Origin of the sequence: Actinomadura mexicana, assembly GCF_900188105.1 — a bacterium.
GTDB classification, from domain to species: Bacteria; Actinomycetota; Actinomycetes; order Streptosporangiales; family Streptosporangiaceae; genus Spirillospora; species Spirillospora mexicana.
This window is the reverse complement of record NZ_FZNP01000021.1, coordinates 1-15,274: the sequence shown is the minus strand read 5'-3', so window position 1 is coordinate 15,274 and position 15,274 is coordinate 1. Positions and strand designations below refer to the sequence as shown.

At 73.3% G+C, this 15,274-nt stretch carries 15 protein-coding genes and 1 rRNA gene; 7 read left to right on the top strand and 9 right to left on the bottom strand.

Annotation, left to right across the window (positions count from 1 at the left end; translation table 11 throughout):
* Together CHC11_RS35330 and CHC11_RS35325 are read left to right on the top strand one after the other, a co-directional pair.
* Positions 1–1,038 (top strand): MBL fold metallo-hydrolase, encoded by a 1,038-nt coding sequence (locus tag CHC11_RS35330; protein ID WP_089316243.1) that lies wholly within the window; start codon positions 1–3, stop codon positions 1,036–1,038.
* A 278-nt stretch (positions 1,039–1,316) separates the two neighbouring features.
* Entirely contained in the window at positions 1,317–1,955 is a 639-nt protein-coding gene (locus tag CHC11_RS35325; protein WP_089316242.1) for a pyridoxamine 5'-phosphate oxidase family protein, read from the top strand.
* Between the two features lie 178 nt (positions 1,956–2,133).
* Here CHC11_RS35325 and CHC11_RS35320 read toward each other — a convergent pair whose 3' ends face one another.
* Positions 2,134–2,322 (bottom strand): DUF5302 domain-containing protein, encoded by a 189-nt coding sequence (locus tag CHC11_RS35320; RefSeq protein ID WP_089316241.1) that lies wholly within the window; start codon positions 2,320–2,322, stop codon positions 2,134–2,136.
* Positions 2,323–2,464: 142 nt separating this feature from the next.
* Between CHC11_RS35320 and CHC11_RS35315 the strand changes: the two genes are divergently transcribed.
* Positions 2,465–3,871 (top strand): cytochrome P450 family protein, encoded by a 1,407-nt coding sequence (locus CHC11_RS35315; protein ID WP_089316338.1) that lies wholly within the window; start codon positions 2,465–2,467, stop codon positions 3,869–3,871.
* Positions 3,872–3,887: 16 nt separating this feature from the next.
* Here CHC11_RS35315 and CHC11_RS35310 read toward each other — a convergent pair whose 3' ends face one another.
* Positions 3,888–4,247 (bottom strand): DUF7668 domain-containing protein, encoded by a 360-nt coding sequence (locus CHC11_RS35310; RefSeq protein ID WP_143227432.1) that lies wholly within the window; start codon positions 4,245–4,247, stop codon positions 3,888–3,890.
* Positions 4,248–4,343: 96 nt separating this feature from the next.
* Between CHC11_RS35310 and CHC11_RS35305 the strand changes: the two genes are divergently transcribed.
* A complete protein-coding gene (locus tag CHC11_RS35305) occupies positions 4,344–4,751 on the top strand; it encodes a DUF2795 domain-containing protein (protein WP_089316239.1) in 408 nt (135 codons plus the stop codon).
* A 148-nt stretch (positions 4,752–4,899) separates the two neighbouring features.
* Here the strand turns inward: CHC11_RS35305 and CHC11_RS35300 are convergent, their stop codons facing one another.
* From CHC11_RS35300 to CHC11_RS35290, 3 genes are all read right to left on the bottom strand, one after another.
* Positions 4,900–6,501, bottom strand: a complete 1,602-nt coding sequence (locus CHC11_RS35300; RefSeq protein WP_089316238.1) for a long-chain-fatty-acid--CoA ligase — start codon at positions 6,499–6,501, stop codon at positions 4,900–4,902.
* Positions 6,502–6,577: 76 nt separating this feature from the next.
* On the bottom strand, positions 6,578–7,441 hold the full coding sequence (locus tag CHC11_RS35295) for a hypothetical protein (RefSeq protein WP_089316237.1): 864 nt from the start codon (positions 7,439–7,441) through the stop codon (positions 6,578–6,580).
* 49 nt (positions 7,442–7,490) lie between these two features.
* The gene (locus CHC11_RS35290; RefSeq protein WP_089316236.1) at positions 7,491–8,645 is read right to left on the bottom strand and encodes a cytochrome P450; all 1,155 of its coding nucleotides are present in this window, start codon (positions 8,643–8,645) and stop codon (positions 7,491–7,493) included.
* Positions 8,646–8,723: 78 nt separating this feature from the next.
* Between CHC11_RS35290 and CHC11_RS35285 the strand changes: the two genes are divergently transcribed.
* Entirely contained in the window at positions 8,724–9,263 is a 540-nt protein-coding gene (locus CHC11_RS35285) for a hypothetical protein (protein WP_089316235.1), read from the top strand.
* Here the strand turns inward: CHC11_RS35285 and murA are convergent.
* From murA to CHC11_RS35270, 3 genes are all read right to left on the bottom strand, one after another.
* Complete coding sequence (gene murA / locus CHC11_RS35280; protein ID WP_089316234.1) at positions 9,260–10,561, bottom strand: UDP-N-acetylglucosamine 1-carboxyvinyltransferase; 1,302 nt, start codon at positions 10,559–10,561, stop codon at positions 9,260–9,262. The two genes, CHC11_RS35285 and murA, sit on opposite strands and share 4 nt — an antisense overlap.
* A gap of 85 nt (positions 10,562–10,646) precedes the next feature.
* Positions 10,647–11,270 (bottom strand): LysE family translocator, encoded by a 624-nt coding sequence (locus tag CHC11_RS35275; RefSeq protein WP_089316233.1) that lies wholly within the window; start codon positions 11,268–11,270, stop codon positions 10,647–10,649.
* Between the two features lie 56 nt (positions 11,271–11,326).
* Entirely contained in the window at positions 11,327–12,352 is a 1,026-nt protein-coding gene (locus CHC11_RS35270) for a M4 family metallopeptidase (protein ID WP_089316232.1), read from the bottom strand.
* Between the two features lie 518 nt (positions 12,353–12,870).
* On the opposite strand from CHC11_RS35270, the gene CHC11_RS35265 reads away from it, so the two are divergent.
* Together CHC11_RS35265 and CHC11_RS35260 are read left to right on the top strand one after the other, a co-directional pair.
* Positions 12,871–14,139, top strand: coding sequence for a cytochrome P450 (locus tag CHC11_RS35265; protein ID WP_179279165.1), 1,269 nt, complete (start codon positions 12,871–12,873; stop codon positions 14,137–14,139).
* Between the two features lie 5 nt (positions 14,140–14,144).
* Positions 14,145–14,648 carry a tetratricopeptide repeat protein gene (locus tag CHC11_RS35260; RefSeq protein ID WP_089316337.1) on the top strand — a complete coding sequence of 168 codons (504 nt, stop codon included), beginning with the start codon at positions 14,145–14,147 and terminating at the stop codon, positions 14,646–14,648.
* Between the two features lie 532 nt (positions 14,649–15,180).
* Here the strand turns inward: CHC11_RS35260 and rrf are convergent.
* A 5S ribosomal RNA gene (gene rrf / locus CHC11_RS35255) occupies positions 15,181–15,274 on the bottom strand; the annotation flags it as partial.

Sequence of the window (15,274 nt, the reverse complement as noted above, 5' to 3'; positions counted from 1 at the left end):
GTGGCGGCACCGGTCGTGGAGCAGCCGACTGACTGGACCGAGCCGGGTGCTCATCCGGTGGCGCCCGGGGTGCACCGGGTCCCCCTCGCGCTGCCGATCCCGTCGCTGCACGCCGTCAACGTGTACGTCATCGAGGACGCCGAGGGCCTCGTGGTCGTGGACTCCGGCTGGGCCATGCCCGACACGAAGGCCTCGCTCGAAGGCGCCCTCGCCGTCCTCGGGCACCGGCTGGACGACGTGGCGCAGTTCCTCGTCACCCATGCCCACTGGGACCACTACTCGCAGGCCCTGGCGCTGCGCGAGTCGTTCGGGACGCGGGTGCGGATCGGGCGGGGCGAGCGGCCGTCGATCGAGGCGTTCGACGCCCGCCGGGGGCTGCACCCCCGGCAGGTGGAACTGCTGCGCCGGTGCGGCGCGGGCCAGGTGGCCGACGAGATCGCGGGTCGGCCCGTGGAGCGTTCCGAGCAGGGCGTCCAGCACACGATGCCCGACGCGTGGCTGGACGACGGGGAGCACGTCGCCCTGACGGAACGGGGCCTGGACGTGTTCGCCACCCCGGGGCACACGCGCGGCCACATCGTCCTGCGCGACGCGGCGGCCGGCCTGCTGTTCGCGGGCGACCACATCCTGCCGCACATCTCGCCGTCGATCGGGCTGGAGACCGAGCCGGAGCCCAAGCCGCTGCGCAGCTACCTGGAGTCGCTGCGGCTGGTCCGCGACATGCCGGACACCGTGCTGCTGCCCGCGCACGGACCCGTGCGGCCGAGCGTGCACATCCGGATCGACGAGCTGCTGGAGCACCACGCCGAGCGGCTGGACGCCGCCGCCGCCCAGGTCCGCGCCGGGCGCGCCACGGCGTTCGAGGTGGCGGCCGCGATGCCGTGGACGCGCCGCAGGCGCAGCCTCGACGACCTGGACGCGTTCAGCCGGATGCTGGCAGTGCTGGAGATCGAGGCGCATCTGGACGTCCTCGCCGACCGGGCCGTGCTGGACGCCCACGAGGAGGGCGGCGTCCGCCGCTACGCCGCACGGCGCTGACCCGCCCGGGCGATCGGGGTCCAGCGCGGGCGATGGCTGTCGGCGCGCCCTTGAGTCCGCATGGGGGGCCCGTGCAGACCGGAGGACCAGGTACGGCGCTTCCGGATGTCGCCTCCCGCGGGGAGCGGCCGGCGGCCCGGCGGCCGGCCGGCCGTGTGGCGGCGTCGGACGAACGGGCCGCGACACGGCCGCCGGTACTCGGGCGGCCCCTGCCGCCGGGCGCCCGAAACCGCCCGGGTTACGCTGATCTTCGGATTCTCCCGGCGGAAGGAGCGGCGATGACGGTCGCCCCCGAGTTCACTGCGATCACCTCAGCGGCGGAGCTGCGCGAGCTTCTCGGCACGCCGATGCGGCGGGCGATCGACAAGGAGCGGGTCGCGCTGCACGACTGGGACCGTGAGTGGCTCGCCCGGTCCCCGTTCTGCCTGATCGCCACCAGCGACGCCGCCGGGAACTGCGACGTCTCCCCCAAGGGCGACCCCCCGGGGTTCGTGCACGTCATCGACGACACGACGATCGCCGTCCCGGACCGTCCCGGCAACCGCCGCGCGGACGGGTTCATGAACGTGCTGAGCAACCCGCGCGTCGGTCTGGTCTTCCTCGTGCCGGGGCGCGCCGAGACACTGCGGATCAACGGCCGGGCCACGCTGGTCCGGGACGCGCCGTTCTTCGACGAGATGGTCGTCAAGGGGCACCGGCCGGCCCTCGCGCTCGTCGTGGACATCGAGCAAATCTTCTTCCACTGCGCGAAGGCGCTCATGCGCTCGAAGCTGTGGAAGCCGGAGTCGTGGAATCCGGAGGCGCTGCCGCCGCACGCCAGGATCGTCAAGGACGTCCAGTACACCGAGGAGAGCGTCGAGGAGCTCCGGGAGTACTACAGCGAGGCGAACTACAGCAAGAAGCTCTACCAGGGCTGATGCGGCCTGTGGCCGAGCCCGGGTACCGGCCGGGTCCGCCACCGGGGGTCAGGCTGCCCATCTCGGCGGAACGGGAGGCCCGCCCCGGTCGGGCCCGTGATCGCCGCGGGGTGCCGCCGGAAGGACGGGACGACCCCCGCGCCTTCCGCGCGGGGGCCTGCCGATCGGTGCGGCCCGGTCAGCCGCTCTTGCGCCGGAACTGCCGCTGATGGTCGGCGCGCTCGTGGGTGCCGCGCACCTTCGAACCGCTCCGGCCGCCGGCGCCTCCGTTCTTTCCCTCCGCGCCGCGCTTGCGCTCCAAGGCCTCCCGGAACCTGCGCTTCACCTTGTCCTCGCCGTTTTCGGGCGCTTCTGCGGAGTCGGCCATGCGGACCTCCAGCTCGTGTATGGGCACTCCTAGCGTCACACACCCCGCGATGGCCGCGGGCCCGTGCACGCCGAAAGATCGCCGTGGGAAGTTCCAGCATAAACCGGCCGTCGACAAACGTTCTCTCCTAGGGTTTGTGCACGTGGAGCCCCAGACGCCGCAGGCCGAGCCCGCCCCCGCCCATCCGCCGCTGGAGGCGCTCGCCGTCCAGCCGCTGCTGGATCCCGACCACGAGTCCCGTCCCTCGGTGTTCTACGAGCGGCTGCGGGAGGAGTACGGGCCCGTCGCGCCGGTGGACGTCCTCGGGGTGCCGGCCTGGCTCGTCATCGGCTACGCCCAGACGCTCGACATCCTGCGCGACGCGCGCGGGAACTGGAGCCGGAGGGTCGGCACCTGGCGCGCGTACCGGGAGGGCGCGGTCCCGGCCGACTGGCCGATGCTGCCGGTGGTCGAGTCGGACAACAGCGGGTTCCGCGACGGCGCCGACTCCACCCGGCTGCGCGGCGCCTGGAGCGAGGGGCTGCGGCCGTTCCAGGACCGGAGCCGGCCGGAGGCGAAGGCCCTGGAGCAGGCCGTCCGGCGGTACGCCGACGAGCTGCTCACGGTGATCTGCGAGAGCGGCGGCCGGTCCGGGTCGGCGGACCTGTCGGCGCAGTACGCGCGGCCGCTGCCGCTGATGGTGATCGGTCGGCTGCTCGGCTCCGGGGGCGACGACGGCGACGGCGACGGGCTGATCACCGACCTGTGGCGGGTGATGGACGCGGGCCCGGACGCCCAGGAGGCGTCCGCCCGGCTGCTCGCCCGGGTCGCGGACCTGTGCGCGGCGCGGGTCGCGGCCCCCGGCGAGGACCTGCCGTCCTTCATGCTCGCCGCCGTGCCCGACCTGACCGCCGAGGAGCTGACCGCCGAGATGGCGATGATGACCGGCCTCGTCGGCGACGTGACCGCAACGCTGATCGGCAACACCGTCACCGAGGTGCTCGCCGGCGAGGCCGGCGCCCGCGACAGCCTGTCGGCCGGGATGCTCCAGGAGGCGATCAACCGGGCCGCGGCCGCGAACCCGCCGATGGCGAACCTGGCGTTCCGGTGGGCCAAGGCCGACGTGCGCCTCGGCCGGTTCCAGATCGCGGCGGGCGACCCGGTCATGGTCTCGCCCGCCGCCGCGCACCGGGACCCGGCGTTCGCGGCGGGCGGCGGGCCCGACTCGATCTACAGCTCGCGCGCCCATCTGGCGTGGAGCGCCGGTCCGCACGCCTGCCTCGGCCGCGACCTCGCCACCGGCATCACGGCGATCGCGGTGGAGCGGCTGTTCGACCGGTTCTCCGGGCTGCGGCTCGCGCTGCCCGCCGACGAGCTCGCGTGGCGCTCGTCCCCGCTGATGCGCGGCCTGCGGTCGCTGCCGGTCACCTACGAGCTGGCCGGTGACCCGCCGGAGCCGCAGCCCTCCCCCGCCGCCGAGGAGGCGGCCGAGCCGGAGGCCCCGGGCGCGGGTGGGCAGAACTCGCTGGTGCGGCGCGTCCTGCGGATGATGCGGCTGTCGCAGTCCTGACCGGCCGCCGCCCGGCTCAGCCGGCGGCCGCCTCCCCGATGCCGTCCACCTCGACGGTCCACACGCCGTCCATGACCTCGGTCAGGGTGAGCCGCAGCGCCAGCGAGGAGAGTCCTTCCTGCGCGGTCCACAGCGGGAGCGCCACGCGGAAGGCGCGCTCCCCGCCCGAGACCTGCTCGATCCCCGCCACCTCCAGGTCGGCGAAGGCGTCGTCGGGCGGGCTGATCAGGTCGCGCCCTGACGCGGTCACCGCGCCGGCCATCTCCGCGGCGCTCAGCCTGCGTCCCTCGGTGAGGGTCTCGAGCTCCTCGTAGTCGCCGCGCACCAGCAGCCCGACCACGACCCGGACCGCGTTCACGCCCTCTTCCGGCAGCATGCGCCACACCGTACCGCGCCGCCGCGGCGAGATCGCCCGCATGTTCGGACACGCGCCTGGGAACGTTCCATCTGGTAGCCGCGCAGGGAGGATGAGATGCCAGACAAGAGCGACAAGCACGGCGCGAGGCTGGACGAGGAGCTCGGCCGCGAGACCCAGGGCATGGTCAGCGGCGGCCATCCCACGCGCGCCGAGGAGTTCAAGGAGACCGAGCCGTTCTCCAACGACTACCCCGCCGACCCGGCGGCGGCCACCGCCGGTGATCGGGAAGGGTCCCCGCCCGGGATGAGCGCGCAGGACGTGGAGGGCCGCAGCGCCCTGGCCCGGATGCTCAGCGGCGCCCGCTACCCGGCCCGCCCGAACGAGCTGGTCCGGCACGCGGCCGAGGGCGGAGCCCCGGACCAGGCGCTCGACCAGCTGCGGACGCTGCCGAAGCGCGAGTACGAAAACGTCGCCGACGTGGCCGAGCAGCTCGGTTACGGGCGCGAGGAGCGGCGCTACTGATCGGCGCTGCGCCCGCATCACCGGCCGCCGGTAGGCGGCGCCATGCTCCCCCCTCCCTCGCACCCGGCGGCCCGGGTGCCCGGCGCAGAAGACCGTTCCGCGAACCGCCGCGCCTCACACGGCGGGAGGTCCCGCGGCGGCGGGGTCCTCAGCCCTGGACGCGGCGGTCGTGCCCCGCCCACTCCCGCTCGCGGAGCTGGAACTTCTGGATCTTCCCGGTGGACGTCTTGGGCAGCTCGGCGACGAACTCCACCGCGTCGGGCGCCTTGTACCGGGCGATGCTCGCCCGGACGTGCTCGACCAGCTCGGCCTCGGTGGCGGCGCGCCCGTCGCGCAGCACCACGAACGCCTTGGGGCGTTCGCCCCACCTGTCGTCCGGCACCGCGACGACCGCGACCTCCAGCACGGCGGGATGCGAGTCGATCGCCCGCTCGACCTCGACCGTGGAGATGTTCTCCCCGCCGGAGACGATGATGTCCTTGGAGCGGTCCCGCAGCTCGACGTAGCCGTCGGGGTGCCGGACGCCGAGGTCGCCGGAGTGGAACCAGCCCCCGCGGAACGCGTGCGCGGTGGTCTCCTCGTCCCGGTGGTAGCCCTTCATGACGTTGTTGCCGCGCATGACGATCTCGCCGAGCGTCGTCCCGTCGGCCGGGACGTCGTTCATGTCGCCGTCGACGACCCGCAGCCCGTCGGTCTGGATCATGCCGACGCCCTGCCTGGCCAGCAGCCGGGCCCGGTCCCCGGCGGGCAGCCCCGCCCAGCCGGGCTGCGGCTCGCACACCGAGTACGGACCGTAGGTCTCCGTCAGCCCGTACACGTGCACGATGTCCGCCCCGAGACCCTCCATCTGGCCGATGATCGTCGGGCTCGGCGGCGCGCCCGCCGTCGTGACGGTCAGCGGCCGCTCCAGCGGGTGCGCCTCCGCCGCGTTCGCGATCGTCACGAGGACCGTCGGGGCACCGTTGAGGTGGGTGACGCCCTCGGTGTCGATGAGCCGCCAGATCTCCGCGGCGGCGACGGCGCGCAGGCACACCTGCGTCCCGCCGATCGCGGCGAGCGCCCACGGCGTGCACCAGCCGTTGCAGTGGAACATCGGCAGCGTCCACAGGTAGACGCTCTCGGACGTGTGCCGCGAGTGCACGACCTCGCCGAGCGCGTTGAGGTAGGCGCCGCGGTGCGTGTAGACGACGCCCTTCGGCCGTCCCGTGGTGCCGGACGTGTAGTTGATCGAGATGGCGGCGTTCTCGTCCGGGACGGCCCAGGGCAGCGGGTCGTCCGAGCCGCGCGCCATCAGCTCCTCGTAGCCGATGCCGCCGACCGCCGGGTCGGGCTCGGCGCCGGACGCGGCAATGGTGACCGTCAGGGGCAGGCCGTCCGCGATCGGCGCCACGGACGGATGCAGCCCCGCGTCCACGACCACCGCCTTCGCGCCCGAGTGGTCGAGGATGTAGCGGATCTCGTCCGGCGCCAGCCGCGTGTTGACCGCGACGAGCACGGCCCCGGCGAGCGGCACCGCGAAGTGCGCGACGAGAAGCTCGGGGATGTTGGGCGCCAGGTAGGCGACCCGGTCTCCGGGCTCGACACCCGAGGCGCGCAGCGCGTTCGCCAGCCGGGTCGTCTCGGCGGCGAACTCGGCGTAGCCGGCGCGCCGGTCCCCGAAGGCGTAGGCGGTCTTGCCGGGGAACATCTGCGCCGACCGTTCGAGGAACGCGAGCGGGGTGAGCGCCGTGTGACCCGGGCCGTTGTCCATCGGGAGCCTCCGGTGCCGTCGGATGTGGCCTGCGTCCCCAGGATCCCACGCGCTCCCGCCCGCACCCGGACGGCGGCTAGCGGACGGCGTTGCGGATCAGGATGGAGACGGCCCTGACGGTGGCGTACCCGCGCCACTCCAGTTCGGCGGCGGGCGAGTAGGACGCGAAGTCGACGCGCCATCCGCCGTCGTCCTCCTGCATGCCGTCGAGCCGCCGAAGCTCGGCCGCCACGACACCGGGCTCGAAGAGGGACCGGGCCGGGCTGCCCGGGAAGGGCGCGAAGTCGAGCGGGCGCAGCACCTCGTCCTCCAGGCCGCCCTCCACGTGGAGGAGGCCGCCGTCCGGGATGTGCTCGCCGAGCAGGGCGATGGCCTCGGCGTCGTCGACGGCGTCGGCCAGCCACGTGGCGAACTCCACCTCCAGGGCGTGCATCGTGTCCGCGGCGCGGAGGGCGTCGAGGCAGTAGCGGGTGGCGCGGTCGAGCCAGGGGTGCCCCGCGACCGCCGGGTCGTGGGCGGCGACGCGCTGCGCCATGGCGGCGACAGCAGCGGTGCTCTGCAGCGAGGACGTCCCGGGGTCGGCCTGCGCCCAGAACGGCGCGCAGCCGGCGGGGTCGGGGACGTGCAGGCCGAACGGCAGGCCGCCGTCGGGCAGGGTGACCGAGTCCAGCCAGTCGCAGAGCGCGACCGCCTCCGGGGCGGTCGCCGGCGCGAGCTCCTCGAAGACCTCGAACGCGTGCAGCGCGGGGCCCGGCTGGCTCGTCCGCGACCGCAGGTCGGGCTCGAGGCCGTGGCCGTACCCGCCGTCGGGGTTCCGGTGGGCGTTGAGCGCGGCGAGCAGCGCGGCCCGGTCGCCCTCCCCGGTCAGCAGTTCGAAGCGGCGGCGGTCCAGCGGACGCGCGTGCATGGCCATGAAGTCGGATGCCCTGGTCAGGTCCATGCCTCCAGCGTGGCCGCCGCGGGCGCGCCCGTCTTGTAGGTTTCGGCCATCACCAGGTAAGGAACAGCTCCTCGGGCGAGCGGTGGATCAGGCTCGGCAGCATCTCCACCGGCTCCTCGACGCGCAGGCCCGGCAGCCGCGCGGTCAGCTCCTCCAGCGTGACGCGGACCTGCGCGCGGGCGAGCTGCGAGCCCGGGCAGGCATGGACGCCGTGCCCGAACGCCAGGTGCCGCGCCGGCTCGCGGGTGATGTCGAACTCGTCGGGACGGTCCTGGGCCCCCGGATCGCGCCCGGCGGCCGCGAAGGCCACGAAGACCTCGGCACCCGCGGGCAGGTCGGTGCCCGCCACCCGCACCGGCCGGGTCGTGACCCGGCGGAGCCCCTGGATCGCCGTGTCGTAGCGCGCGGCCTCCTCGACGGCCGCCGGTACCAGCTCGGGCCGGTCGCACAGCAGCTCCCACTGCTCCCGGTTCCGCAGCAGGTGCAGCACCGCCGTCCCGATGAGCGCCGTCGTCGTCAGGTGCCCGGCCAGCAGGATGTTCTGCAGGTTGGAGATGAGCGTGCCGTGCGGCTCGATCGCGCGCGCCATCTCGCCGCACAGGTCCTGCCCCGGCTCCCGGTCCCGCACGTGGGCGTCCAGCACCCGCTTCATGCCCGCGACCCGCTCGGCGGCTGCGACCTGCTCGTCCGTGCTCATCGGCCGGAAGACGAGGTCCTCCGCCCGGTAGCTGCCCTCGATGAGGGCGGGCACCTCATCGGGGTCGACGCCGAGCATGTGCCCGATCACCTCGCCCGGAAGGACGCGCGCGTACCGTCCCATCAGCTCGACGCGGTGGTCGCCGGCGAAGGAGGCGACCAGTTCCCGGGCCCGGCGTGTGATGAACGGGAGGGCCGCGGCGACCCGCTTCGACGACAGCCCGCGCGTCAGCGGCTCGCGCACCCTCCGGTGGTCGTCGCCGTCCGCCGTGAGCACGACGGGGCGGCCCTGCGGCACCGACTGCAGCACTGCCAGGGCCTCGGGCCCCGGCATCACGTCCGGCCGCATCGCGTTCGCCGAGGAAAAGGTCTCCGGATCGCGCAGCACCGCCCGCGCGTCGGCGTGCCGGGCGACGAGCCAGGCGTCCAGCTCGGGGACGAAGGTCAGCCCTTGGGCCTCGCGCGCCCGAGCGTAGAACGGGTACGGATCGGTCCGGTCGAACTCCACGGCGCCCCCTCGAACGTCCGATCACCACCGTAGGAAAAGGGAATGCGGCGCGGGAAGGCTTCGGCCTAGCCTGGCCGCATGGACGTGAGTTTCGAGCGGACGGGTGAACGCCGGTACGCCACCGTCGTCAGGCACCCGGGCCGGCAGCCGCGCCGGATGGACCCGGCCCCCGGTTACGACGACCACATCCCGCATGATCTCGTCCACTACCTGGCCGAAGCGGAGACGGGCCTCACGTCCGGCGTGTTCGGACGGGCCGCGGCGGGCGGCGGCGACTTCACCGAGACGGACGAAACGCCCGGCGATCCGCGGCGGCGGGCCAGGGAGCGGCGCCGGCTGAAGAAGCGGGAGGCGTTCCTCAGCCGGTCCGACCGCGGCGACATGGAGAGGTCCGAATACCTGGCGGGCCTGTGCGACATCGCCTGGCGCCGCCGCGCCGGGGCGCAGACCCCCGCCTGGGCCGAGCGCCGGCCGATCCCGGCCGGGGACAGGCCAGCGGTGGACCGCGTCCTGGCGAGGCTGGACGAGCTGGCGCCGCTCTGGCACGACCTGCCCGTCGGCGGGTCGCTCACCTTCACCTGGCCCCGGACGATTCCGGCCTCCGGCCGTCCGTCCTAGCCCGCCCGCAGCGACAGGCCCAGCGTCCGGAACTGCTCGACGGGATGGTGGTAGCCGCGCTCGATGTGGTGCACGCCCCGGAGCGTGGACGGTCCTTCCGCGACCGCCGCCGCAAGGACCGCCGAGAACCCGGCCCGGATGTCGGGCATGGTCACGTCGCCGCCGCGGAGCTTGGACACCCCGCGCACCACCGCCGAGTGCAGCGCCGCCGTGTCGTGGTACCGGCAGGCGGGACCGCCCAGGCACGTGTCGTAGACCTCGATCTCCGCGCCCATGCTCTGCAGCGCCGGGACGTAGGCGAGCCGGTTCTCGTACACGGTCTCGTGCAGCACCGACATGCCGTCCGCCTGGGTGAACAGCACCATCAGCGGCGTCTGCCAGTCGGTCGCGAACCCGGGGTGGGTGTCGGTCTGCACCGCCGCGGGGCGCAGGCCGTGGGGCGCGGACGCCATGATCCAGTCGTCGGTGATCTTGAACTCGGCGCCCATCCTGGTCAGCGTCGTGATGGCGGTGACCAGCCGGTCCTGCGGGCACCCGTGCACCCGCACCTCGCCCCCCGTCACCAGACCCGCGACCAGGTAGGAGAACGCCTCGATCCGGTCGCCGCCCAGCCGCGTCTGCGCGCCGCTCAGCCGCTCGACGCCCTCCACGACGATGCGCCGGTCGGGGGCGAAGGAGATCCGCGCGCCCATCCGCTGCAGGAACAGCGCCAGCTCGGTGATCTCCGGCTCGGTCGCCGCGTTGCGGATGACGGTCTTCCCCTCGGCGCGCACCGCCGCCAGCAGCACCGTCTCGGTGGCGCCGACGCTCGGGTACGGCAGTTCGATGCGCGTCCCGACCAGGCGCGTGGCGTGCGCGTGGATCCCGTCGGACGCGTGCGACACCTCGGCCCCGAACGCCCGCAGCGCCTCCACGTGGAAGTCGACCGGCCGCCGCCCGATCGGGTCGCCCCCGACCAGCGGCACGAACGCCTCACCGGCCAGGTGCAGCAGCGGGCCCAGCATCAGGATCGGGATGCGGTTCAGGCCGGTGAACGCCTTGCCGACGCTCGGGTCCGACACCGGTCCCGGCACGACCGTCACATCGCCGCCGGACCGCTCCACGGTCATCCCGACGTGCTCCAGCATGCCCGCCGTGATGCCGACCTCACCGACGTCCGGCGCGTTGCCGATCGTGCTCGGCCCGTCCCCGAGCATCGCCGCGACCATGTGCTTGCTGACCGCGTTCTTCGCCCCGCGCACGGTGACGTCCCCGCGAAGCGGCCCCGACGGCTCGATGTGCCACAGCTTCTCAGTCACCCGAGCAGCCTACGGCGTCCGGGACGGCGGCCCACCGATTTCGCCGCAACCCCGGCACCCCGACCCGGTGACGACGATCACCCGGTCAGGGCCGGTCGGCCAGCAGGTGCGCGGCGAAGCCGAGGAAGGCGACCCCGCTGAGCCGCTCCATCCGCCGCCGGAAAGACGGGCGCCGCAGCCGCTCCCCCAGGGCTGCGGCCGCGCCCGACACGATCCAGAACCAGAGAGCCAGCTCGGCCACGTCGATCGCGGTGAACAGGACCGTCGTGCCGAACACCGGCGCCCCGTGCGGCATGAACTGCGGCACGAGGCTCATGTAGAAGACGCCCGCCTTGGGGTTGAGCAGGTTGGTCCCGACCCCGGCGCGGAAGGCCGCACGCCGTCCCGCGTCCACGACGGGCTCCGGAGGTTCGGCCTCGGTCTTCCTCCTGACACGCCAGAGCGCCGTCGCCCCGAGCCACACCAGGTAGGCGGCGCCGCAGACGCGCACCGCGGTGTACGCGGCGTGCGACGCGGTCAGCAGAGCGGTCAGCCCGGCCGCCGTGGCGAGCCCCCACACCGCGCATCCGGCCATGACGCCGAGCGCCGCGGCCAGCCCGCAGCCGCGTCCCCGCGTGACCGAGGTCCGCAGCACCAGGAACGTGTCGAGCCCCGGCACCACGTTGACGATCATCGCTGCGAGGGCGAAGGCGAGTGCGGCCGCGATCATGAGCGAATGCTACGACGCCCGTCCCGGCCGCACCACGCCCCCTGACGATCACGCGGTCACAGGATGCCCCGAGCGGCGAACGCCTCCCGCGCGGCCCGCGCGGCCGTCGCGCCGTAGAGGCGCTGCGCCGCGGCGGCGGTCGCCTCGGCGGCGGCCTTGAACGAGGTGTCCGGCGCGAACGCGAACTGCGCCTCGACGATCAGCGTGCTCGCCCGGGCGTCGCCGAGCGCCTGCCGGATGTCCCACAGGGCCCGCGACCAGATCTCGCCGTCGGCGTGGACCTCGCCGGCCATGTCCTCGGGGTATTGCTTCGTCCCGTCCAGCCTCCGCAGGCAGTGCGCGGGCCCGGACGTGTAGGACACCGAGTCCCAGTCGGCGACGCACGGCTCCGGGGTCCTGGACGGCGTACCGGTCGCCCAACCGGTGACCGCCACCGCCAGGTAGTCGCCGAACGCCTCCCCGATCGCGCCCGACTCCAGGTTCGTCCCGAACCCGGCGACCTGGCCGTCCTGCACGGAGTGGCCGTACTCGTGGACGATCACCTCGGCGTCCTCGGCGTCGTCCACACCGCCCTTGCCGAGCGTGATGTTCGCCTTGTCGCCGCGGAAGAAGGAGTTGTCACCGCCGTACTGGTTGATCCGCAGCTCGATCTGCCGCTGGTTCACGGGGCGCAGACCGGACCCGAACCCGAGGTGCTGCAAGTACCGCTGCGCGGCCGTCACCCAGTAGTAGCCCATCACCTGCTCGAACTGGTCAGAGTCGCGGTGGTAGGCGGGCAGCGCGCCGGCGTCGATCCGGGCGGCCTTGCCGGTCTCGCTCTTCACCCGCACGTACCGCCCGGTGAGCGAGCCGGACCCGTCGAGGTCGGTGAGGGTCACCTGCCGGTAGGCGGGCGCGAGGGCCGCGTAGTCGGCGTCCTTCGCGTCGGTCAGGGACTGGTCGCCGAGCTGCTGGACGGGGTTGGGGTGGAAGACAGTCCCGGCGGCGGTCGCGCCAAAGTCCGCGGCGGACGCCGCCGGCAGGGCGGCCATGAGGGGAAACGCGGCCACGGCCGCCAGGGCGAAACGTCGTCTGCTACGCATGGGCGGACGTTATGACCCGGTCTTGCCAGGGAACAGGTCCAATCCGCGCCGGGGCCAAGTCTGTCTGGCATCGCCTGTTCACACCGCCGAACGCTGGCGACGTCTGCGCTGGCGCCCGCGCCGATGGCAGGAGTAGCACGGCCACGGGCCAACCGGGCCCGGCACGCTCCGGCTTCCTGCAGAGCCTGCGCACCGGGGCCTCGGAACCCTTCAGACTTGCCGGAGCGCCGCGACGCCCGACGAACGACTCGGCGCCGCCGAGGACCGTGCAGCCGACGTCTGATCTGCGAGCCGGCGGCCGCGCCGGTGCGAGATGTGTGGGTTGGCACCGGCGCGACCATGATCCCGACCGTGGCCGGGAGGTCCAATCCTGCCGCATCCCACGCTGCGCGCGGGTTGCGCCGACCCCATGTGTCGCCGACGCCACATCGAACTCGTCCGGGTTGACAGGCGCAGGGGTGCCGCCGACTTTCGAGGCAGACAGATCAAACGCCTCGGCGAGAGCCGCGAGGAGCGATGTGACAGCGACCGATCTTCCGCGCTACCCGTTCCCCTGTCAGGACGTTCCGGTCGACGGGCACCGGCCCACCGACCCGATGGGGTTGTCCGCCCTCTACAACGGGCTCGCACCCGTCACCCGTGTCCGGCTTCCAGAAGGGCATGAGGCGTTCCTCGTCACCGGGCACGCGGACTGCCTGCGCGTCCTGCGCGAACACGACACGTTCCGCCGCGCGGGGGCCGACGCGATCCCGCCCTATCCGCGCACGTCCCCGACGATGCTGGCACGGGACGGCCGGGAGCACCGCGTGCACCGCGACCTGGTCGCCAACGCCTTCGCGCCCGCCCGCATCGACCGGTACCGGCCCTCGGTCGAGCGCCTCACCTCCCGGCTGCTCGACGCGCTCGTCCAGGCGGGCGATCCGATCGAGGTCAACGAGCAACTCGCCATGCCCCTCACGCTCGGCGTCATCGGCGGCGCCATGGGGTTACCGGAAGACGACCTGCCGCTGTTCAGGACGTGGGGCGACATGTTCCTCTCCACGGGCGCCGACCACGCCGCCGAGAACGAGCGCGCCATGCTGGAGATGAGCGCCTACATGGCCGGACGCCTCGGCGGACTCATGGCGGACGCGGAACCCGGCCCTGAGGAAGCCGACCTCCTCGCCGTGATCGCCGGAAACGCCGTCCGCCGGCAGACCGGCCTGGAGGAGGCGGCGCTCCTGGCCGCCAGTGTCGTCATCGCGGGCTGGGAGACCACCGCCGCCGCGATCGCGGGCCACCTGTTCCGGCTGCTCACCACCAGAGAAGACGGCGGCGACACCCTCTACCGGCTTCTTGCGGCACATCCCCACCACATTCCCCGTGCGGTCGAGGAACTGCTGCGCACCACTCCCGGCACCGTCTTCGAATCCGCACAGCCGCGCCGGGCCGTCCGCGAGGTGGAACTCGGAGGCGTTCGACTGCGGGAGGGCGACCTGGTGATTCCGGCGATCGAACGCGCCAACCGCGACCCGGACGTGTTCGAGGATCCCGAGCACATCGACTTCCGGCGCGCCCAGAACTCCCACCTCGCCTTCGGAAGCGGCCCACATGTCTGCCTGGGCGCCCCGCTGGCCCGGCTGGAGCTGGCCGTCGTCCTGCGGGAGCTCACCCGCCGTTTCCCGGCGGCCCGGCTGCATCACGCACCGCACGACGTCGTCTGGAACACCGGCACGTCGATCCGGCATCCGGCCGCGCTCTGCCTCGACCTCGCCGCCCCGGAACGGGGACCGGTGACCGTATCATGACGATCATGATCAACCCCGCGCCCGGCTGGGAGCAGCGCATGGGCGACCTCTGGGACGCCTTCGACGACCACGACCCCGGAGACTTCCTCGGGAAGGTCGAAGCCCTGACCGCCGAGCTTCCGCCCGGCGACGCCGTCGGCGAGTACGAGCTGGCGTCCGCGCACGACTCGATCGGCAACGAGGCGAAGGCCGCCGACCACTACCGGCGGGCCTTCGCCGCGGGGCTCCCCGAAGCGCGGCGCAGGCAGGCCACGATCCAGTACGCCAGCACGCTCCGCAATCTCGGCCGCGCCGAAGAGAGCGTCACCCTCCTGAGCGCGGAACGCGAGGCCGGCTCGGACGAACTCGACGACGCCGTCACCGCGTTCCTCGCGCTCGCGCTCACCGACGTCGGACGCGAACGCGAGGCGGCCGGCCTCGCACTGGGCGCCCTGTCCCGCCATCTCCCCCGCTACAACCGCTCGCTCTCCAACTACGCGAAGGTCCTGACTGACGCCCCCGCCGGCTAGCTGTAGCGCCCTCCGTTCGGCGGCTCGTCGCGCTTCGCGCGGACATCCCGCCGGGCCCGCGGAAACAGCCGGCCCCCGCCGCGCACCTTCGGCAGCGTCGCCACCAGGGCCTCGTCCTGCTGGCAAGCGGCAGCCACCCAGCGCGACTGATCTTGCCGGGGAGCCCGAAGGGGGAGACCCGGCACCAAAGACGCATGAGACCTGGCGGCCCAGCAGACATGCACGACCAGCGCCAGGCACCTATCATCGACCGGCTCATCGCACGTCCACTTGGCGATCGGCGCGCGAGGCCAGGTCGAACCAAGGCCGATCTGTCGTGCCCCGGGCCGTGCCGACGGCTGAACCTTCACAACGAAGTCACGTCAGACCAGCAGCACGCCGTCGTATGGCCGGCCTCCGTGCCTCGCGGTCCGTCGTACCGATTCGCTGATCATCGAGCCTGGAGACGACGACCACGACCATTCTTCGCCGAGACGCTCCGGCAAAATGAGAAAGGCCCCGCCGGTAACGGCGGGGCCTTTCTGCAATATGAGTCCGGCGGTGTCCTACTCTCCCACACGGTCTCCCATGCAGTACCATCGGCGCTGAAGGGCTTAACTTCCGGGTTCGGGATGGGACCGGGTGTT

What these genes read in the sequence shown, in the direction of transcription:
- CHC11_RS35325 (WP_089316242.1), top strand. Translation starts at nt 1,317, where the DNA reads ATGACGGTCGCCCCCGAGTTCACTGCGATCACCTCAGCGGCGGAGCTG.
- CHC11_RS35320 (WP_089316241.1), bottom strand. Translation starts at nt 2,322, where the DNA reads ATGGCCGACTCCGCAGAAGCGCCCGAAAACGGCGAGGACAAGGTGAAG.
- CHC11_RS35310 (WP_143227432.1), bottom strand. Translation starts at nt 4,247, where the DNA reads ATGCTGCCGGAAGAGGGCGTGAACGCGGTCCGGGTCGTGGTCGGGCTG.
- CHC11_RS35270 (WP_089316232.1), bottom strand. Translation starts at nt 12,352, where the DNA reads ATGCGTAGCAGACGACGTTTCGCCCTGGCGGCCGTGGCCGCGTTTCCC.
- CHC11_RS35295 (WP_089316237.1), bottom strand. Translation starts at nt 7,441, where the DNA reads ATGGACCTGACCAGGGCATCCGACTTCATGGCCATGCACGCGCGTCCG.
- CHC11_RS35260 (WP_089316337.1), top strand. Translation starts at nt 14,145, where the DNA reads ATGATCAACCCCGCGCCCGGCTGGGAGCAGCGCATGGGCGACCTCTGG.
- CHC11_RS35285 (WP_089316235.1), top strand. Translation starts at nt 8,724, where the DNA reads ATGGACGTGAGTTTCGAGCGGACGGGTGAACGCCGGTACGCCACCGTC.
- CHC11_RS35305 (WP_089316239.1), top strand. Translation starts at nt 4,344, where the DNA reads ATGCCAGACAAGAGCGACAAGCACGGCGCGAGGCTGGACGAGGAGCTC.
- CHC11_RS35275 (WP_089316233.1), bottom strand. Translation starts at nt 11,270, where the DNA reads ATGATCGCGGCCGCACTCGCCTTCGCCCTCGCAGCGATGATCGTCAAC.
- CHC11_RS35300 (WP_089316238.1), bottom strand. Translation starts at nt 6,501, where the DNA reads ATGGACAACGGCCCGGGTCACACGGCGCTCACCCCGCTCGCGTTCCTC.